17 protein-coding genes are annotated in these 19,312 nt (G+C 47.7%); 14 read left to right on the plus strand and 3 right to left on the minus strand.

All coding sequences use genetic code 11. From position 1 onward, the window contains the following. The 6 genes from EOO49_RS17015 to EOO49_RS17040 form a co-directional block, all read left to right on the plus strand. Window positions 1–232: hypothetical protein (locus EOO49_RS17015; protein WP_290847892.1), on the plus strand; the 232-nt coding region annotated here is incomplete at its 5' end. Between the two features lie 167 nt (window positions 233–399). Further along, window positions 400–1,167 (plus strand): nuclear transport factor 2 family protein, encoded by a 768-nt coding sequence (locus tag EOO49_RS17020; protein ID WP_290847894.1) that lies wholly within the window; start codon window positions 400–402, stop codon window positions 1,165–1,167. Window positions 1,168–1,171: 4 nt separating this feature from the next. Further along, complete coding sequence (locus EOO49_RS17025; RefSeq protein WP_290847896.1) at window positions 1,172–2,095, plus strand: alpha/beta hydrolase; 924 nt, start codon at window positions 1,172–1,174, stop codon at window positions 2,093–2,095. A gap of 209 nt (window positions 2,096–2,304) precedes the next feature. Continuing rightward, window positions 2,305–3,177 carry an ABC transporter ATP-binding protein gene (locus EOO49_RS17030; protein WP_290847898.1) on the plus strand — a complete coding sequence of 291 codons (873 nt, stop codon included), beginning with the start codon at window positions 2,305–2,307 and terminating at the stop codon, window positions 3,175–3,177. Window positions 3,178–3,189: 12 nt separating this feature from the next. Then, window positions 3,190–6,765 carry a M1 family aminopeptidase gene (locus EOO49_RS17035; protein ID WP_290847900.1) on the plus strand — a complete coding sequence of 1,192 codons (3,576 nt, stop codon included), beginning with the start codon at window positions 3,190–3,192 and terminating at the stop codon, window positions 6,763–6,765. A gap of 91 nt (window positions 6,766–6,856) precedes the next feature. Next, window positions 6,857–7,687, plus strand: coding sequence for a DUF2807 domain-containing protein (locus EOO49_RS17040; RefSeq protein WP_290847902.1), 831 nt, complete (start codon window positions 6,857–6,859; stop codon window positions 7,685–7,687). Between the two features lie 971 nt (window positions 7,688–8,658). On the opposite strand, the gene trxB is transcribed toward EOO49_RS17040, so the two are convergent. Continuing rightward, window positions 8,659–9,621, minus strand: a complete 963-nt coding sequence (gene trxB, locus EOO49_RS17045) for a thioredoxin-disulfide reductase (RefSeq protein ID WP_290847904.1) — start codon at window positions 9,619–9,621, stop codon at window positions 8,659–8,661. A gap of 94 nt (window positions 9,622–9,715) precedes the next feature. Further along, window positions 9,716–10,096, minus strand: a complete 381-nt coding sequence (locus EOO49_RS17050) for a hypothetical protein (RefSeq protein WP_290847906.1) — start codon at window positions 10,094–10,096, stop codon at window positions 9,716–9,718. A gap of 510 nt (window positions 10,097–10,606) precedes the next feature. Here EOO49_RS17050 and hisG point away from each other — a divergent pair. Genes hisG through hisIE form a run of 8 tightly spaced genes read left to right on the plus strand, consistent with a single transcriptional unit; the run spans window position 10,607 to window position 17,461 of the window. Beyond that, window positions 10,607–11,464 carry an ATP phosphoribosyltransferase gene (hisG, locus tag EOO49_RS17055; RefSeq protein WP_290847908.1) on the plus strand — a complete coding sequence of 286 codons (858 nt, stop codon included), beginning with the start codon at window positions 10,607–10,609 and terminating at the stop codon, window positions 11,462–11,464. Next, window positions 11,461–12,747 carry a histidinol dehydrogenase gene (gene hisD, locus EOO49_RS17060; protein WP_290847910.1) on the plus strand — a complete coding sequence of 429 codons (1,287 nt, stop codon included), beginning with the start codon at window positions 11,461–11,463 and terminating at the stop codon, window positions 12,745–12,747. Before hisG ends, hisD begins: the two co-directional genes overlap by 4 nt. Then, window positions 12,740–13,765 carry a histidinol-phosphate transaminase gene (gene hisC / locus EOO49_RS17065; protein ID WP_290847912.1) on the plus strand — a complete coding sequence of 342 codons (1,026 nt, stop codon included), beginning with the start codon at window positions 12,740–12,742 and terminating at the stop codon, window positions 13,763–13,765. Before hisD ends, hisC begins: the two co-directional genes overlap by 8 nt. Then, entirely contained in the window at window positions 13,762–14,850 is a 1,089-nt protein-coding gene (gene hisB, locus EOO49_RS17070; protein WP_290847914.1) for a bifunctional histidinol-phosphatase/imidazoleglycerol-phosphate dehydratase HisB, read from the plus strand. The genes hisC and hisB overlap by 4 nt, the downstream gene beginning before the upstream one ends. Continuing rightward, a complete protein-coding gene (gene hisH, locus EOO49_RS17075; RefSeq protein ID WP_290847916.1) occupies window positions 14,847–15,425 on the plus strand; it encodes an imidazole glycerol phosphate synthase subunit HisH in 579 nt (192 codons plus the stop codon). The genes hisB and hisH overlap by 4 nt, the downstream gene beginning before the upstream one ends. After that, window positions 15,422–16,135: a 1-(5-phosphoribosyl)-5-[(5-phosphoribosylamino)methylideneamino]imidazole-4-carboxamide isomerase gene (gene hisA / locus EOO49_RS17080; protein ID WP_290847918.1), complete on the plus strand. Its 714-nt coding sequence runs from the start codon at window positions 15,422–15,424 to the stop codon at window positions 16,133–16,135. Before hisH ends, hisA begins: the two co-directional genes overlap by 4 nt. Beyond that, a complete protein-coding gene (hisF, locus tag EOO49_RS17085; protein ID WP_290847920.1) occupies window positions 16,128–16,880 on the plus strand; it encodes an imidazole glycerol phosphate synthase subunit HisF in 753 nt (250 codons plus the stop codon). The genes hisA and hisF overlap by 8 nt, the downstream gene beginning before the upstream one ends. Beyond that, window positions 16,877–17,461: a bifunctional phosphoribosyl-AMP cyclohydrolase/phosphoribosyl-ATP diphosphatase HisIE gene (hisIE, locus tag EOO49_RS17090; RefSeq protein ID WP_290847922.1), complete on the plus strand. Its 585-nt coding sequence runs from the start codon at window positions 16,877–16,879 to the stop codon at window positions 17,459–17,461. Before hisF ends, hisIE begins: the two co-directional genes overlap by 4 nt. On the opposite strand, the gene EOO49_RS17095 is transcribed toward hisIE, so the two are convergent. Next, a complete protein-coding gene (locus tag EOO49_RS17095) occupies window positions 17,462–19,060 on the minus strand; it encodes a DUF6377 domain-containing protein (protein ID WP_290847924.1) in 1,599 nt (532 codons plus the stop codon). Window positions 19,061–19,312 lie beyond the last annotated feature (252 nt).

Genomic DNA, 19,312 nt, shown 5'->3' on the forward strand with positions numbered 1-19,312 from the left:
GGCTGTCAGGTCGCCAAAATCGGTCGTGCCGCGCGCCCTTTTGTTACTTTTGCGGCGAGGCAAAAGTAAGCCCCGCTGGCAGGCGACGAATCAAAATCAAAGCCTGCGGCAGCGCAGCTACCGAAAGAAGCAAAATGAGCGAAGCTCATTTATCCACGCTTCGAGAGTGAGAGAAAGCTCCGGAAAAATAGAATTTCTTAAAAGAAAAAGGATCGTCTTACGACAATCCTAGCCCGGATGACGGCAACTAGCCTTTTGCAGAAAAAACCGAATTTTTCTTGACTTAAAACAGCGACCAAAGGAAGCTCGTTTTAAGACATAGAAAAACCGGTTTTTGCAAAAAAGCTGGTGCCAGTAAGCCGGAAAAAGCTCCAAAAAACAAAAAAATCCCACACTAAAATGAAACTAATTCAAAAAATAACAACGGCATTCCTGTTGCTGCTAGCAACGCAACAAACCGCTGCACAAAGCATAGAAAACACGATCCGGCAAAACGATAGTTTGTTTTGGAACGCCTATAACGCTTGCGAAATCGAAAAAATGCACGCTTTCGTCGCAGAAGATCTCGAATTCTACCACGACAAAGGCGGCCTGCAAAATTCCTGGCTGGAGTTCAAAAAAGCGATGTCCGAGAACATCTGCGGCAAAAAAGATTGGCATTTGAGACGCGAGGCCGTGCGCGGTTCGGTGAAATTCTATGTGATGGAAAAGAACAACGAGGTTTATGGCGCGATCCTTTCGGGCGAACACAAATTCTTCGTCTCCGAAAACGGAAAACCCGAATATGAAACCGGAGCGGCGCGATTCACACATTTGTGGCTGCTCGAGAACGGCCAGTGGAAAATGAAACGCATTTTGAGTTTCGACCATCAGCCGGCGCATTATGCGAACGAGCGAAAAATCGTCTCCGTCCAAAACAAAAAACTAAAGCAATTCCAGGGAAAATACGGCAGCGGTCAAGGCGTAATCACAGTCGCGCCGGGTGATGGCAAGCTGCTGTTGACCTTGGGAGAAAATCGGTACGAGCTTTGGCCCGAGTCCGAAACCGTTTATTTCACGAAGGAGCGCGATCTCACTTTCGAGTTCGTGAAAGTCGGGGCGAAAGTCTCTGAATTGATCATCAAGGAACGCGGCTCGGTGGTCGAAAAAGCTTCAAAAACAAACTGAAACAATGAAAAAAACACTCTTTATAGGGGCGTTTCTCGTGGGAAGCCTCATCGGATTGCGCGCCCAAAACACAAGCGAAGGCGTCGCGACCGTCGATTCGAAAAAAGTCGGATACAAGACTTTCAACTTACAACATCGAAAGGAAGGCGATCCCGTTCTGGTTTTCGAGCCGGGTTTGGGTGGCGGGACTTTCGATCCTATCCTGGCGCTTCTTCCCGACACGATTTCGGGCATTCAGTATGAAAGAAGCGGATTGGGAAAATCGGAGTTGGATTTGGGATTGACCTCGGATGCGCAACTCGTCGATCGCCTTCACGGACTGTTGGTCGCTTTGAAGATAAAGCCGCCGTATCTGTTGGTCGGACATTCCATCGGCGGACCTTACATCCGGTTGTTCGCCTCAAAATATCCTACAGAAGTTTCCGGCCTTGTCTTTCTGGATCCGACCGATTTCATGCTGACCGCGGACGAAGACGAAAAGGCGAGAATCCAGTCCGGAAGCGGCACAGGTTATCGGAAAACGTTCGCGGCAGTCCTCAAAGCCATGTCGCAAAACAGTAATTTCGGTTCCGGAGCGCACAACGACGCCAAAAGAGCAATGGCATCGAACGGCGATGGCTATTTCCCGGAGTATGCGAATTTGCCGCGTCTGGAAAACATTGCCGTTACCGTCGTTATTTCCTACAACAAATATATCGAAGCGCCAGATGAAGAAATGAACAAAAAACTGAAGTTGGGAATCGATTTCAAACCTTGGTGGAAACAATACGACGACTTGAGAATCAGCCATTACTGCGACTTGATCAAGGACAACGACCGCAGCTCGATCGTGCTTCTTCCGAAATACAGCCACGGTTTGTATTACCAAGATCCGAAGCTGATCGCGAAATTGGTCATCGAGAATTACAACAACGCAAAAAAGCCGTAATAGACGCGTGCAACCTTTTTGCTCCAAAAACCGTCTTGCTCAACGGAGGCAATCCTGATTTCGAAATTCGCTTGGGTCAATTTACCTGAAAGAACCAATCCGTTCGGTATCGAATCCTTAAATCACTATTTTTAAACCAATTACCAAACAACAACCACGCCTGGGGCAAAGCTTGTCGCTCAAAGCCTAAAGCGAAAAATCATCAATCTATGAAACTTGTCATCGACAACATCGACAAGAAATATCCCAATGGCGTGCATGCGCTGAACGGCGTTTCTGTCAGTATCGAAAAAGGCATGTTCGGGCTTTTGGGTCCGAACGGCGCCGGAAAATCCTCACTTATGCGAACACTCGCCACGCTTCAGGAAGTCGATTCCGGCTCAGCTTTTCTGGGCGACATCGACGTTTTGCACGACAAGGAATCCGTAAGGAAAGTCTTGGGTTATCTGCCGCAGGAATTCGGCGTTTATCCGCGCACTTCGGCTGTCGATCTGCTAGACCATCTGGCGCTTCTCAAAGGTTTCGACAACAAGACCGAAAGACGTCAGATGATAGACGAATTGCTCGTGAAAGTCAATTTGTGGGAACATCGCAAAAATGCCGTGAGCAGTTATTCGGGCGGAATGCGCCAGCGTTTCGGGATCGCGCAATGCCTTATCGGAAATCCGAAATTGGTGATTGTCGACGAACCGACTGCAGGTCTCGATCCCGGCGAGCGGAACCGTTTTTACAACATCTTGAGTGAAATCGGTGAAAACGTGATCGTGATTTTGTCGACGCACATCGTTCAGGACGTGCGCGAACTTTGCACGCAAATGGCCATTATGGACAAAGGGCGCGTACTTTTCAGCGGAAATACCGACGAAGCCTTGCTACAGATCAAGGACAAGGTTTGGGAACGCAAGATCGACAAACACGAACTTTCGCAATATCAGCAGGATTTCAAGGTGATTTCGAACAAACTCGTTGGCGGAACGCCGCTGATTCACGTGTTCTCTGAAAATGCGCCGTCAAGCGGATTCGTCAAGGCCGAGGAAAATCTCGAGGACGTCTTTTTCGCCAAAATCCACGAACTCGTTTAATTCCAAGAAAGTATGTGGAAATTTCTCAGATACGAGCTGCGCTACTGGCTTCGCACTCCCATGGTTTGGATCTTTACGTTGATTTACGCGTTGTTTGCCTTTGGAGCGACTGCTTCCGAAAACATCATCATTGGCGGAAATCCGGCGAATATCTTCAAGAACGCCCCGTTCCAGATCCAGAACTATTTTGCCATCATGTCCATCATTTTTTTGGTGCTCACGACGGCTTTCATGAACGCTACGGCAAACCGCGATTTCGAGACCGGAATGTACCAATTCGTGTTCTCCTCGCCTATCAAAAAACGCGATTATTTCTTCGGAAAGTTCCTTGGCGCTTATATCGTTTCCTTGATTCCGATGTTGGGAATCGTCATTGGAACGCTGCTTGCACCGCCGATCGCAGTCGCTTTCGATTGGACGCCGGCAGAAAGATTCGGACCCATTTACTGGACGGCATTCCTGCAAGGTTTTCTGGCTTTCGGAATCCCGAACGTGCTTATTTCGGGTACGTTGATTTTCGGGTTGGCGATCATTTTCAGAAACACCGTCGTCTCATTCGTGGGAACGGTTCTGATGATCGTTTTCTATCTCGTTTCCGGAAGTTTTCTGGGCGATCTCGACACCGAATGGATCTCGAATATCACCGATCCTTTCGGCACGCGACCGTTCGCTCTGGCCACGAAATATCTGACGATACAGGAAAAAAACCTGAGCGTCATTGCGCTTGAGGGCGATTTGCTTTGGAACAGATTGCTTTGGGTAAGCTTGGCGATAGTCATGCTCTTCGCGATCTATTGGAAATTCTCGTTCGACATCAAGACAAGGAAAACAAAGATCAAAAAAGACAAGGATGTCAAGATCCCGATGCTTTCCAACGCAGTTTTCACACCCAAAAGCGCGGGCGTTTTCACGTTCAGGTCGTGGTTGCATCTTATCCGATTCGAGACGAAAGCCGTGATCAAAAATCCGGTTTACATTACCGTGATGGCCATCGGATTCATCATTTTGATCGTCGGATTCTGTACTTTGACCTCAAGTTTCGGAACCAAAAAATACGCCACGACGGCCATGGTTGCCAACAGCATAATGGATTCTTACGAAATTTTCTTCTACGGATTCATCGCGTTTTATACAGGCGTTCTGGTCTGGAAGGAACGCGACGCCAAATTCAACGAGATACAGGATGCGACGCCCGTAATTTCCGGAATGCTTTTCACCTCGAAGCTCATCGCGATTTTCACGTCGATTTTGCTCGTGATGGTCGTCTCGATTTTCCTCGGAATCTGCACGCAAGCCATTTACGGCTACACGAATTTCGAAATCGGATTGTACTTTAAGGAACTCATCCTGATCAAGATGTCGGGGATTTTCTTTCTTATCGTGTTGTCGCTTTTGCTGCATTATCTGATCAACAACCGCTACATCGCTTGGGTTTCGTTCATCGCATTCACGATCATGAACAATTTCATTTGGGGCGCTTTCGAGATTTCGACCAATATGGTCAGGTTCGGCGCGCGTCCGGTGACGAGATATTCCGATATGAACGGATACGGTCCGTTCGTGCCAGGATTGAGTTGGTTCAGCGCGTATTGGTTCGCTTTCTGTGCGCTGCTCTTGCTCGTGATTTCCATGTTCTACATCAGAGGAAAAGAGGAACATTTCAAAAACCGATGGAAAAACGCGCGATTCCGTTTCAGACAGAACAGGATCGCGATCGCGGCCAGTCTTTTGATTTTTGCGCTTTGCGGCGGATTCGTGTATTACAATACACAAGTCCTGAACACGTACGATTCTGAAAAGGAACAGGAAAACAAGTATGTCGCTTACGAGAAAAACTACAAAAAGTTCGAGGGCAAAATCCAGCCGCGTTACGTCAGTTTTGACTATAACATCGATTTGACGCCCGAAAAACGCGAGATGCAAGTGGCCATTTCGGCTTGGGTCAAGAACAAGTCAGGCGAGCCGATTCCGCAATTGCATTTTACTTTGCCCGATATTTCGGACGACTACCAAATCGCGGTTCCGAACTCGAAAATCAACACAGACGACAGGAAATCGCACTACAGGATTTACGATCTGGCCAAGCCGATGCAACCCGGAGATTCGATCCAGATCAAGGTTTCGATAAACAAAACCAGTCCGGGATTCGAGAATCAAGTGACTTTTACGAAGCTTACGCAAAACGGCACTTTCTTCAATTCCGAAGACATTCTGCCCAAATTCGGATACCAAAGAGAATACGAGATTTCGGACAAAAACGAAAGGGCGAAACTCAAGCTTCCGAAAAGGCAAAGACGCGCCAAACTCGATGACAACGACCTCAAAGCACGCGACAACACTTACATCGGCAACGATTCCGATTGGGTAAACGTCACCACGACGATCAGCACAAGTGAAAATCAGATCGCCGTTGCGCCAGGCTCGCTGAAAAAAGAATGGAAAGCGAATGGAAAACGCTATTTCAAGTACCAACTCGACCACAAAGCGCTCAATTTCTACTCGTTCATCTCGGCCGACTACGAAGTTGCACGCAAGAAATGGAACGGCATCGACCTCGAAGTTTATTACGACAAAAAGCACGCTTACAACGTTCCGAATATGTTGAAAGCCATGCAAAAATCGCTCGAATATTACACCAAAAATTTCGGGCCTTACTACCAAAAACAATGTCGCATCATTGAGTTTCCGGGCTATTCGAGTTTTGCCCAGGCTTTTCCGGGCACGATGCCTTACAGCGAATCTGTCGGTTTCATCACCGATCTAACAAACGTGAAGCAAACCGACATCGACATGGTTTTCTACGTCGTTGCCCACGAAATGGGACATCAATGGTGGGCGCACCAAATTTGTGGAGCAAACATGCAAGGCGCCGAAATGCTCAGCGAAAGTTTTGCGCAATATTCGGCATTGATGGTCATGGAAAAAGAGTATGGCAAAGATCGGATGAAGAAATTCCTGCAATATGAAATGGACAACTATTTGTCTGGCAGAAGTTATGAATCGGAAGGCGAACAACCCATCATGAAGTGTGAAAACCAGCAATACATCCATTACCAAAAAGCGAGTATCGTGATGTATTACCTCAAGGAAATGGTCGGAGAAAACCAGACGAATCAGGCTTTGCGCAACCTTTTGACGCAATTTGGCTACAAGGACGCGCCTTATGCGACCTCGAATTTTGCCGTGCGCGAGTTCCGGAAAGTCACACCCGATTCGCTCCAATACCTGATTTCGGATTTGTTCGAGAACATCACTTTGTTCAGCAATCGCACCATGAAAGCGTCTTACGAGAAAAAAGGGAATGACTATGTGGTGACTTTAGAAACGCGTTCAGAAAAATTCCGGGCAGATTCCATCGGAAACGAAAAACCGATTCCTATTTCGGACTACATCGACATCGCCGTTTTTGCCAAACCCAAAGAGAACGAGCAATTCGGGAAAGTGCTTTCGAGACGACGCGTCAAGATTTCCAAAAAAGACAACGTGTTCCAATTCAACACGAAAGAAGAACCTTTCAACGCCGGAATCGATCCTTACAATTACCTGATCGACCGCGTTCCCGAAGACAATCTGAAGTCATTGCGCTAAAATTCCAAACGGCAGAAATCGATTTTTCTGCCGTTTTGTTTTTGTGCGAACTTTCGCCCGATTCTCTATATTTGCGCTACATCCAAACAACATGAAAAAACATTTACTCCTGCTCCTTTTCCTGAGCGCCGCCGCGGTTTCGGCACAAAAACTCAAAGGTTCGAAAAACGTGACTTCGGCCGCGGTCGAGATTGGGAATTTCGAGGCGATCGAAGTTGGCGACAACATAGAGATTTTTTTGTCCAAAGGCGATAAGTCGGAAGCTGAAATCGAAGCCGACGACAATTTACACGAGGCGATTTCGGTCACTGAAAGCACAGGAATTCTGAGGATTTCGGGTTCGCAACCTGTGGGAAGTTTCAAGAAGATGTCGGTAAAAATCACTTACACCGATGATCTGAAACTGCTGACAGTCAAAGGAACATCGAATGTGACGGCTCTGACAGATCTGCAACTCGGCGATTTTACGATAAAGACTTTCGAGAGCGCCAAGGTTTTCGCGACGGTAAAAGGCAAGAAATTCACGCTGATGGCCAACGACAAATCGAAGTGCGAGCTAAATGTTTCGGCTGCCGAAAGCATTCTCGAACTCAACAACAACTCGAACGTGAAAGCGCTGATCGCATCGGACAAACTCACGGTTGATATGTACCAGAAAGCTGCTGCGGCGATAGAAGGCGACATCAACGCCTTTAAACTCCGAATTGACAACAACGCGAACTTCGTCGGCAAAAACCTCACGTGCAAAACCGCCGATCTGACCACCGAAGGCTCGAGCAATTGCAGCGTCGAAGTCACTGAAAAGGTCGTGATCGCGGCTTCGGGCAAGTCTGAAATCAACCTGCACGGCGAACAGAAAATCGAGATCAACAAGTTTAGTGACAATGCTTTGATTTCGAAGAAGAACAATAAGGTGAAGTGAGTGGCTTAGTGCCTGAGTGCGAAGTGCCTAAGTTTGTTTGGCGGCTCCGCTTCGCTCCGCCACTTACATTGCATTGGCTTTCTTTGGCTCGCTACGCGTCGCCGCTTTTCTGGCTCAAAACAACAAATGGTTCACCAAGATTTTCAACCGCGAATGCGCGAATTCTACTCACCAAGAAAGTAAATTCGCGAATTCGCGGTTAAATTTTTCATCGCCATAACCACCCTAAATTGGCGGCTCCGCTCCGCTCCGCCACTTACATTGCATTGGCTTTCTTTGGCTCGCTACGCGTCGCCGCTTTTCCAGCTCGAAAACAACAACTATCTCACCAAGATTTTCAACCGCAAATTCGCGAATTCTACTCAGCAAGAAAGTAATTCGCGAATTCGCGGTTAAATTTTCATGGCCATAACCACCCTAAATTGGTGGCTCCGCTTCGCTCCGCCACTAACATTGCATTTGCTTTCCTGGCTCGCTACGCGTCGCCGCTTTCTAGCTCAGCAAAAACGATGTGATTTTTGGCCACGAATGCACGAATTTATCTCGGCACCAAAACTAAATTCGCGAATTCGCGGTTAAATTTCCCAGTGCTACAACAATTGTGAATCGTCAGCTCCGCTCCGCTCCGCCACAACATTGCATTGGCTTTTCTTGGCTCGCTACGCGTCGCCCTTTTCCGGCTCACGAAAACAATATTCCATCAAGATTTTCAGCCGCGAATTCAAGATAAATTTTCATTGCGGTAATTAATTTTTAGCCACGAATACACGATTACACGAGTAACACGATTCGTGCATTCGTGCCCAAAATATCCGCGGCTTTGAATAAAATTTTGGAAACATAAAGCGAACGGCCGATAAGCAAAAACTGCAAATAATTTGAGGCTAGAATCAGCGGTAAAACTGGATTCGTGAAAAAATTCCAAAAAAAATCCCGGCCGAAACCAGGATTGATATAAAAGAAGAATTGTCTTAAGCGGTAATCGGCTCTTCGAGAGAAACCAAATAACGTTCGGCGTCAAGCGCTGCCATACAACCCGTTCCCGCGGCCGTAACAGCTTGGCGGTAAATGTTGTCCTGAACGTCTCCACAAGCAAAAACGCCGGGAAGATTGGTTTTCGTAGATTTTCCGTGCGTGATCAAATACCCGATGTCGTCCATTTCGAGTTGGCCTTTGAAGATGTCGGTGTTCGGTTTGTGTCCGATCGCGATAAACAAACCTGTCACAGGAATTTCGGTTTTTTCAGAAGTCACATTGTCAAAAACGCGAATCCCTTCCACGACAGTATCGCCCAAAACTTCATCGATCTCGGAGTTGTACAAAACCTTGAGATTTGGCGTGTTGTTCACGCGGTGTTGCATCGCTTTCGAAGCTTTCATGTAGCCTTTTCTTACGAGCATCGTCACATTTCGGCAGATGTTTGCCAGATAAGTCGCTTCTTCTGCCGCCGTATCGCCTGCTCCAACAATCGCCACGTCTTGTCCTTTGAAGAAAAATCCGTCGCAGACCGCACAAGCCGAAACGCCGCCTCCGCGCAATTTTTGCTCGCTTGGCAATCCTAGGTATTTCGCTGTCGCGCCTGTCGAAATGATAACTGTTTGAGCGTGGATTTCGGTCGTTCCGTCGACGATGACTTTGTGCCATCCGCCGAATTCCTTGTGGAATTGCACCATCGTGACCATTCCGAAGCGCACTTGTGTCCCGAAACGCTCGGCTTGTTGTTGCAATTGCGCCATCATTCCCGGTCCGTCGATGCCTTCCGGATAGCCCGGAAAGTTGTCGACTTCTGTGGTCGTGGTCAATTGTCCGCCCGGCTCAAGGCCAGTATAAATTACGGGATGCATGTCGGCGCGGGCTGCGTAAATGGCGGCCGTGTAGCCTGCCGGACCCGATCCGATGATCAAACACTTGATTTTTTCGATTGTATCTGACATGTTATAAGTCGTTGGTTTTTCGTCTGCAAATGTAACCGATTCATCGCATTTGAAAATGGCATTGTAGATTACTTTTGCCTATATGTGAATAAGTTTAGAGCCGCGATTTGAGTCGGTTGATATTCGTGTTTCTGTCGGATGAAAAAATCCTTTCGGACGTGTTGATGTGATCGAGCAGAAAAAGACTTTTGGAATACCATTTCCTTTCACCCGATTTATCGCCCAAAACCTCGAAAATCCTTGCCAGCGCCTCGATGTTTCCTGAGTCAAAAGCTTGGTTTTGCTCGATGGTTTCGATCAAGTCGGATTCGTTCATTTCGAGAATATCGTCGATTTTCAGTCCTTTTTCCGCCAATACGGATAGTACGGTTTCGACAGCATCGTCGTAAGCCAGACCCGAAAGCGTCGCGAGCAATTTTGTCATGAATTTGGCCATTTCCTCGATTTGAGCGACGATGTAATCTTTGCGGAACATTTTGTACGGGTTTTTCGTCCGAAAAATAAGGATTTCCGGATTGGGAAAATCAGAAGCTAAATTTGGAACCGAACTCTCCAAAAATCAAGATACTTCCGTCGAAACCCGATTGCAGCCCGGATGCAAGCGGTTAGCCTTTCGCTAGAAACGACTTTGGTTTTGTTCGCCAGACAAAGCGACCAGCGGAAGCTCTTATCTGGCGCTACAAAACCCGGCGTTTTGGCGAAAGCTAAAAGCGGGTCAGCCGGATTTGCTGCCCAAATCAGAACTGAAAAAAATCTAAAAATTTCACGAGATTTCGATATTCCAAAAGAAATTCCGTTACATTTGCCTCGATACACAACAAAAAATTTATGCTTTTCAACAATTTGCATCATCATCATTTCTTTCCTGACTCGACCGAGGACTGAGTGATTTGTGCATTTCCATAATTTCCAGAACCCGTTTGAGTAAAATCAGACGGGTTTTTTGTTGCCTTCTCATTTTGCTCAAGCACATCCAAAAATTGACATGAGTAAATTGAAACTGGCCATCCAAAAAAACGGCCGATTGAGTGAGAAAAGCCTGGCGTTGCTCGACCAGTGCGGCATTCGGCTATCCAATGGCGATAGAAAACTCAAGACGGTCTCGTCGAATTTCCCTATCGAGATCTTGTTTTTGAGGGACGACGACATTCCGCAATATGTGGAGCAAGGCGTGGCCGACATCGGAATCCTTGGTGAGAACGAAGTCGTCGAAAAATCGCGTAAAGTGCAATGCGTCAAAAAGTTGGGTTTCGCCAACTGCAGACTTTCGCTCGCCATTCCAAAAGATGAAAATTACCTTGGACTTTCTTTTTTCAAAGGCAGGAAAATCGCTACGAGTTATCCCAAAATCCTTGAGGATTTCCTCTCAAACAAAGGAATTTCAGCCGAAATTGAGCCTATTGGCGGAAGTGTGGAAATCGCTCCGGCGATCGGTTTGGCCGACGGGATTTTCGACATCGTAAGCACGGGAAGCACACTCCAGATAAACGGACTCAAAGAGGTCGAAACCGTGATGAACAGTGAAGCCGTGCTGATTTCGAATGCGAATTTATCGAATGAAAAACAGCAAATCCTGCAACAGCTTTTGTTCCGTATCCAGTCTGTGCAAAATGCCGCCGCCAACAAATACATCCTGTTGAACGCCCCGAATTCCTCTCTTGATGCGATCTCGAATCTATTGCCCGGAATGAAAAGCCCGACCATTTTGCCGTTGGCCGAAGCCGGTTGGAGCTCGATGCATTCGGTCGTGCGCGAAGACGATTTTTGGGACATCGTGGCCAAACTCAAAGCCCTCGGAGCCGAGGGAATCCTGATTACGAACATCGAAAAAATGGTGTTATGAAGACGACAAAATATCCGGAAAAACGAGATTGGGCAGCGCTTTGCGAGCGTCCGAAACTGGCCAAAGCCGACCTCGACTCGCTCGTTGCCCAAATCTTCGAAGACGTTGCCCGAAACGGTGACGATGCGGTTTTGAAATACAGTTCGTTGTTCGATGGAAGCAATTCCGATTTGGAAATTTCGATGGAAAAAGTGGCCGAAAGCGGCGATTTTCTGTCGGACGAACTCAAAGCTGCCCTCAAACTGGCCAAGTCGAACATCACCAAATTCCACGCTTCCCAGAAAGAATCGGTTCAGGTTCTAGAAACGGTTGCAGGCGTGCAATGTTGGCGGGAAAATCGCGCGATCGGACGCATCGGGATTTATATTCCTGGCGGTTCGGCTCCTTTGTTCTCAACGGTTCTGATGCTCGCGATTCCGGCGAAATTGGCGGGTTGCAAAGAAATTGTGCTGTGCTCGCCACCGAACAAAAACGGCGAAATCGCACCCGAAATTCTGTACGCGGCCAAAGTCACGGGTGTCACGAAAGTCTTCGCTGTCGGCGGAATCCAGGCAATCGCGGCACTTTCCGTCGGAACAAAAGCGATCGAAAAAGTCGACAAGATTTTTGGCCCCGGAAACCAGTACGTGACCGCGGCCAAACAATTCGCTTTCCTCAACGGAACCGCAATCGATTTGCCGGCCGGGCCAAGTGAGGTTTTGGTGATTGCAGATGCGACATCGAATCCTGAATTTGTCGCAGCCGATTTGCTGTCACAAGCCGAACACGGAAGCGACAGCCAGGTGATCTTGCTTTCGGACGACATGTCGGTACTTGAAAGAACGATGGCCGAAATCGACAAGCAGTTGGAAGTTTTGCCAAGGCTCGAAATTGCGAGGTCAGCTTTGGAAAACAGTCGCGCGATTTTACTTGAAAGCCTTGACGAATGTATCGATTTCAGCAATTTTTATGCGCCCGAACACTTGATTATCGCTTCTGAAAACGCCGATGCTTATGTCGAAAAAATCGAATGCGCGGGCTCGGTTTTTCTTGGGAATCTGAGCTGTGAATCGGCCGGAGATTATGCCAGCGGCACCAATCACACCTTGCCAACGAACGGTTATGCCAAAAGCTACAGCGGCGTTTCGCGGGACAGTTTCGTCAAAAAAATCACGTTTCAGAAAATCTCCGAAACCGGACTTCGAAATATCGGACGCGCGATCGAGATCATGGCCGAAGCCGAACAATTGCTCGCCCACAAAAACGCGGTTTCCATACGACTAAAAACACTTGAAAATGTTTGATCTGACAACACTTATCCGTCCGAATATCGCGGCTTTGCAACCCTATTCGAGTGCCCGGGACGAATTTTCGGGAAAGGCTGAAATCTATCTCGACGCCAACGAAAATCCGTTTGGGCAATGGAACCGCTATCCTGATCCGACGCAGTTTTCGCTCAAAAAGAAACTGTCCGAAGTCAAGAAAATTCCAATGGAAAATATCTTTATCGGAAACGGAAGCGACGAAATCATAGACTTGCTTCTACGCGTTTTCTGCGAACCTAAAAAAGACAAAATCCTAACGTTCATGCCAACTTACGGCATGTATTCGGTTTGCGCGGCCTTGAACGACGTCACTCTTTTGGAAGTCGCTTTGGACGAAAATTTCCAGATTGACGAAAAACGGCTCAATTCGATTTTATCCGATGAAAACCTGAAAGCGATTTTCCTGTGTTCGCCAAACAATCCGACGGGAAACACTTTGGACAGAATCGACAAAATCCTCGAAAATTTCAACGGAATCGTGGTCGTGGACGAAGCTTACATCGACTTTTCCGACAGCGAATCCTTACTCGCGAAACTCGAAAAATATCCGAATCTCGTCATTTTGCAAACCTTGAGCAAAGCTTGGGGATTGGCCGCGGCGCGAATCGGGATCGGGTTTGCGAGTGCCGAAATCGTGCAAGTCCTGGATCGCGTCAAACCGCCATACAACGTAAGCCAACTCAATCAAGACGCGGCCATTTCGGCTTTGGACGATGTCGCGACTTTCGAGAATCGGCTCAAGACCTTGATCGTGCAAAGGTTTTGGCTGATTTCCGAACTCGAAAAACTCCAGATCGTAAAGAAGGTTTATCCGACGCAAGCCAATTTTGTGCTGGCCGAATTTACCGATGCGGATTTGGTGTACGAAAATCTTCTAGCTGACGGAATAATCGTGAGGAACCGCAATTCCGTAGTAAAAAATTGCCTTCGGATTTCTGTCGGAACGCCAACCGAAAACCAACTTCTGATCGCCAAACTCCAACAACTCAAACCATGAAAAAAGCATTGTTCATAGACCGCGACGGCACGTTGATCGTCGAGCCGCAACCGAGCCAACAGGTCGACAGCCTTGAAAAGCTCGAATTTTTCCCGACGGTATTTTCGGGTTTGTCGCGGATCGCTTCGGAACTCGATTACGAACTCGTGATTGTCACGAACCAGGACGGTTTGGGCACGAATTCGTTTCCTGAAGCCGATTTTTGGCCCGCACAAAACAAAATGCTGGCAACTTTTGCGGGCGAAGGCATCGTGTTTTCAGACATTTTGATCGACAAAAGTTTTGAACTGGATCAAAAAGACACGCGAAAACCGCGACTTGGTTTGTTGCAAAAATATGTTCACGGCAATTTCGATCTGGTGAATTCGTTTGTAATCGGCGATCGTTTGACCGATGTGCAATTGGCGAAAAATCTCGGTTGTCAGGCGATTTTCATCGGAAGAGAAAATTCAGATGCCGTTTTGGCGACAAGCGATTGGAACGCTATTTTCCGGTTTTTGAAAGCGCGTCCGAGAACGTCAGAAGTCGTTCGGAAAACCAATGAAACCGACATTTCGGTCAAACTCAATCTCGACGGAAACGGCAAAAGCGCGATCGCGACCGGCATCGGATTTTTCGATCACATGCTCGAACAACTCGCCAAACACGGCAATCTCGACCTCGAAATTCGCGTAAATGGCGATCTCGAAATCGACGGACACCATACGATCGAAGACACGGCTTTGGCACTTGGAGCCGCGTTCTCAAAAGCGCTCGCTTCCAAAAAAGGCATCGAACGCTACGGTTTTTTACTGCCGATGGACGATTGTCTGGCTCAAGTCGCGCTCGATTTCGGTGGACGGCCATGGCTGGTTTGGGACGTGACCTTTAAACGCGAAAAAATTGGGGAATTTCCTACCGAAATGTTCTTCCACTTCTTCAAATCGTTTGCCGACGCGGCTTCTTGCAACCTCAACATTTCGGCTTCGGGCGAGAACGAACACCACAAGATCGAGGCGATTTTCAAGGCATTTGCCAAGTCGGTAAAAATGGCCGTCGCGAGAAACGAGTCGAACGGAATTCCAAGCACAAAAGGCATTTTATGATAGCGATAATCGATTACAAGGCAGGAAATACGGGCTCGGTCGGGTTTGCGCTCGAGCGTTTGGGCTTTGATTTCAGGATAACTTCGGATCATGGGGAATTGCTCGAGGCCGACAAGGTGATTTTTCCGGGCGTCGGATCGGCGGGAGAGGCTATGCAACGGCTTCGCGATTCGGGTTTGGACGAAATCCTTCCGAAACTCACGCAACCCGTGCTTGGCATTTGCCTCGGAATGCAGCTTATGTGCAGGCATTCTCAAGAAGACGACACTTTCGGACTCGGGATTTTTGACGTGGACGTGAAGCGATTCCCAGACAAGCTGCGAGTGCCGCATACGGGTTGGAACGACGTCGCATTTGAGAATTTGTCGGCATTTGAAAACCTTGAAAAACAGCCCGATCTTTACTTTGTCCACAGTTATTTCGTGCCGATAAATGCTTACACGACGGCCGTTTGCGACTACGGCATCCGATTTAGCGCCGGTCTCAAAAAGGACAACTTTCACGCATTTCAGTTTCATCCCGAAAAATCGGGTAAAACAGGAGCGAAATTACTCAAAAACTTCCTCGAATCATGAAAATCATTCCAGCAATAGATATTTTGGACGGCAAATGCGTGCGACTTTCACAAGGCGATTACGGCAAGTCGAAAACGTATTCCGAAAATCCCGTCGACATGGCCAAATCGTTTGAAGACGCGGGTTTGCGTTATCTGCATCTGGTCGATTTGGACGGAGCGAAAGCAAAATCGATCGTGAATCACAAAACCTTGGAAGCGATTGCCAAAAGCACGACTCTCGAAATTGACTTCGGTGGCGGAATCAAATCGAGAAACGACCTGGAAACCGCGTTCAGCTCCGGAGCGAAAAAAATCACGATCGGAAGTTTGGCCGTGACTTCGCCCGAAATCGCAATCGAATGGATTCGTGAATTCGGAGCGCACAAAATCATCGTCGGAGCCGATTGCCGCGACCGCAAAATCGCGATCCAAGGCTGGCAACAACAATCTGGAACCGACATAATCGACTTTCTCCAGTTTTTCAAAACCGCCGGACTGACGCAAACCATCTGTACCGACATCGCCAAAGACGGCATGTTACAAGGCCCGGCCGTCGAATTGTACCGCGAGATTCTGTCCCAGGTTGACATTGAATTGATCGCGAGTGGCGGCATTTCTAAGCTGTCCGACATCGAGGATGTGAAAAACATCGGTTGTGCTGGAGTAATCGTCGGAAAAGCGATTTATGAAAACAGGATTTCCCTGAAACAACTATCGGATTATGCTTAAAAAACGGATCATTCCCTGTCTGGACATCAAAAACGGACGCGTCGTCAAAGGCGTGAATTTCGAGAAGCTGCGCGATGCCGGAAACGCCGTCGAACTCGCATCGGTTTACGCCGATCAAGGTGCGGACGAACTCGTGTTTCTCGACATTACGGCAACGCTCGAGAATCGGAAGACGTTGGTCGGTTTGGTTCGGGAAGTGGCGCGCGCGATCGATATTCCGTTTACGGTTGGTGGTGGAATCTCTAGTATTCCAGATGCCGAAATCTTGCTCGAAGCCGGCGCCGACAAGGTTTCGGTGAATTCGTCGGCAATAGGAAATCCGGACTTGGTAGCTGAACTCGCATCCAAATTCGGAAACCAGGCAATTGTCGTGGCGATCGACACAAAACCCGTGAACGACATCTGGCGAGTTTTCTCGAGAGGCGGCTCTTTCGCGACGAATCTCGAAACGATCGATTGGGCGAAAACCGTCGAAAAACTCGGCGCCGGCGAAATTTTGCTGACTTCGATGGCCAATGATGGCGCAAAACAAGGTTTTGCGATCGACATCACGAAAGCGGTTTGCGAGCATACGAACTTGCCGGTAATCGCTTCGGGCGGCGCAGGAAAAATGGACGATTTCGTGGACGTTTTTTCGAGAACGAACGCAACCGGCGCTTTAGCCGCGAGCATTTTCCACTTTGGAGAAATCGCTATTCCCGAACTCAAAACCTATCTGAAAACCAAAAAAATCCCAATGCGATGATCGATTTCCAAAAAATGGGCGGACTCGTTCCTGCCGTGATACAAAATGCCGAGACCAAAACGGTCCTGATGGTAGGATTCATGAATGATGATGCTTATCGGGCCACCCAAAAATCTGGTAAAGTCACGTTCTTCTCGAGAACCAAAAACCGTTTGTGGACAAAAGGCGAAACGTCGGGCAATTTCCTCAATGTGGTCTCGATTGCCGTCGATTGCGACAACGATTCGCTTTTGATTCAAGTGCTTCCGGCTGGGAACGTTTGTCATACAGGACGCGAGAATTGTTTCGGAACGGACGATTCCAAAGGCTTTCTGTACAAACTCGAAAATTTGATTTCGCACAGGATCGAAAACGGGGACGAGAATTCTTACGTGCGGAAATTATCCGAAAAAGGCATCAACAAAATTGCCCAAAAAGTAGGCGAAGAAGCCGTAGAAGTCGTGATCGAGGCCAAAGACGACAACCTCGACCTGTTCCAAAACGAAGCCGCCGATCTCCTTTTCCATTTTCTGATTTTGCTCAAGGCGAAAAACACCAAACTGGAAGAAATCGAGCGAATTCTCGTGAATCGCAACAAGTGATCAAATCGTTTTGATGGCCATGATCTTGCGCTCAAAGCAATCCTTATGGAACGATTTTCCCTTGATACGCGTCTTGTAAGTGTAAACCGTCGCCACCGAAAGCTCGAGAAATTCGGCGATTTGGTTGGCGTCCTGAATTCCCAATCGGTACAAGGCGAAAAGGCGCATTTCCGTGTTCAGAAGTTCACCTTTCTTGATCGTAGGTTTGTGTTCTTCGGGAAACATGGCCGTAAAATCTGTGATGTACGTCGGAAACAAACGCAGGAAAATCTCGTCGAACTGATGGAAAAGGTTCTCGCGTTCGTGCTTGACGTCGTACTTTTTTAGCGATTGCAGCAAATCGTCGGTCTTTTTGGCAATGACTTTTTGGATTGCCGACTTCTGGAAATGGTCGATCTTATTGACAAAATCAGACGTCGCCTTGATAAAATAAGCAATGTATTCCTGCTTGATCGCATTGGCTTCACTCAGCGAAGTGTTCATTTCCTGAAGCTTTTGATACGATTCGGCCATCTCTTTTCTCGCGGCGTTCTTGTGTTTGAGCTGGATGAAAATGATGACCAGAAAAACGATGATGATCACCGCTAGAACCGTGAGCAAAATCACGATGCGTTCCAAGGTTTGGTTTTGGCCCTGGATTTTGGTCAGCTGGGCTTTTTCGATGATCGGAAGAATTGTCGAGATCTCGATCTTCCGATGGCGCGCGTTGTAAAAAGTCGCGTCGTCCATCGCCAGACTGATGTAACTGTTGGCTTTTTCGAGATGTCCGAGTTTGAACAACTCGTTCGCGAGATTTCGCAACGCGACAGTTTCCTTGGTGGCACTTTTGACGTCCGCGATCGCTGCCAAGGCCAGATATTCGATCGCTTTTTCAGTGAATCCTCTTTCGGAATAAATATAGCCGAGACTCGACGTTGCGATTCCGTAATATTCCTCGGGCAACTCAAAATTGTTGATCCAATAGGAAAACGCAAATTCCGCTCCTCTAAAATCCTGCTGTTTCATGCGCTTGAGGCTTTCGGTCGCCCAAAATTCGTTGGTATTCGGACTCACGAGTTTCAGCGCTTTCTCAATGAACTCATTTCCTTTTTGGACATACGCGATGTTGAAACGCGCGTCTTGGTTGTAGTCGGCTAAATCGTAGTAAGCACGAGCCTTTACGGAATAATACTCAAATTGTTCGCGATTGGGCAATCGATCAACCGGAATGCTGTTCAAAGTGTCGAGCGCTTCCTTGAACAAACCGGACGAAAGCAACACAAAACCCTCGCGGATCCTGGCGCGCGACAATAATTTCTCGTCGTTCAAAGCCTTTGCCCGGGACTTGGCCGATTCCAGATAGTAATAAGCCGAATCGTACTTGAAAGACCGGTATTCATCGAACAACTCACTGTAATATTTGTAAAGCTCGCGGTCGTTTTTGCTCAGCGTGAACTTGGCCACATTGCGCTTGAGTTCCTTGATTCTCGCATATTTCCTGGCCACATAAACGTCCTTTTGCTGCAGCGCTTTGTCGAGGCGTTCCAGAACAGGTTTTATGTCCTTGGCCGAAACCAAAAAGCAGGAAAACGAAAAAATAAAGGCGTAAAAAAAGCGCATTTCGTGTTTGTGGATTTATTTTTTGGGCGTCGCGTCGGCGGGAAAATCTATTGCGGAAATTGATCTTTTGGTTCGCCGCCGCCGGGCTGTCCGCTGTATCTTTTGACAAAAACTACAAGGTCTTCGAAACCTCACAGGTTGTCAAAAGGATGCCGCTTCCATCCCTGACGCAATAGGTTTCAATACGCGAAATCGGCTCAAAATTCCGCATTCCTCAAAAAACCCATGACCAATATATGGCATTCCGAAAAA

Origin of the sequence: Flavobacterium sp. (assembly GCF_004295795.1) — a bacterium.
Taxonomy (GTDB): Bacteria; Bacteroidota; Bacteroidia; order Flavobacteriales; family Flavobacteriaceae; genus Flavobacterium.

Bases quoted from the DNA above. Each gene is read 5' to 3' on its own strand.
- EOO49_RS17020 (WP_290847894.1), top strand. From the start codon at position 400: ATGAAACTAATTCAAAAAATAACAACGGCATTCCTGTTGCTGCTAGCA.
- EOO49_RS17025 (WP_290847896.1), top strand. From the start codon at position 1,172: ATGAAAAAAACACTCTTTATAGGGGCGTTTCTCGTGGGAAGCCTCATC.
- EOO49_RS17030 (WP_290847898.1), top strand. From the start codon at position 2,305: ATGAAACTTGTCATCGACAACATCGACAAGAAATATCCCAATGGCGTG.
- EOO49_RS17035 (WP_290847900.1), top strand. From the start codon at position 3,190: ATGTGGAAATTTCTCAGATACGAGCTGCGCTACTGGCTTCGCACTCCC.
- EOO49_RS17040 (WP_290847902.1), top strand. From the start codon at position 6,857: ATGAAAAAACATTTACTCCTGCTCCTTTTCCTGAGCGCCGCCGCGGTT.
- trxB (WP_290847904.1), bottom strand. From the start codon at position 9,621: ATGTCAGATACAATCGAAAAAATCAAGTGTTTGATCATCGGATCGGGT.
- EOO49_RS17050 (WP_290847906.1), bottom strand. From the start codon at position 10,096: ATGTTCCGCAAAGATTACATCGTCGCTCAAATCGAGGAAATGGCCAAA.
- hisG (WP_290847908.1), top strand. From the start codon at position 10,607: ATGAGTAAATTGAAACTGGCCATCCAAAAAAACGGCCGATTGAGTGAG.
- hisD (WP_290847910.1), top strand. From the start codon at position 11,461: ATGAAGACGACAAAATATCCGGAAAAACGAGATTGGGCAGCGCTTTGC.
- hisC (WP_290847912.1), top strand. From the start codon at position 12,740: ATGTTTGATCTGACAACACTTATCCGTCCGAATATCGCGGCTTTGCAA.
- hisB (WP_290847914.1), top strand. From the start codon at position 13,762: ATGAAAAAAGCATTGTTCATAGACCGCGACGGCACGTTGATCGTCGAG.
- hisH (WP_290847916.1), top strand. From the start codon at position 14,847: ATGATAGCGATAATCGATTACAAGGCAGGAAATACGGGCTCGGTCGGG.
- hisA (WP_290847918.1), top strand. From the start codon at position 15,422: ATGAAAATCATTCCAGCAATAGATATTTTGGACGGCAAATGCGTGCGA.
- hisF (WP_290847920.1), top strand. From the start codon at position 16,128: ATGCTTAAAAAACGGATCATTCCCTGTCTGGACATCAAAAACGGACGC.
- hisIE (WP_290847922.1), top strand. From the start codon at position 16,877: ATGATCGATTTCCAAAAAATGGGCGGACTCGTTCCTGCCGTGATACAA.
- EOO49_RS17095 (WP_290847924.1), bottom strand. From the start codon at position 19,060: ATGCGCTTTTTTTACGCCTTTATTTTTTCGTTTTCCTGCTTTTTGGTT.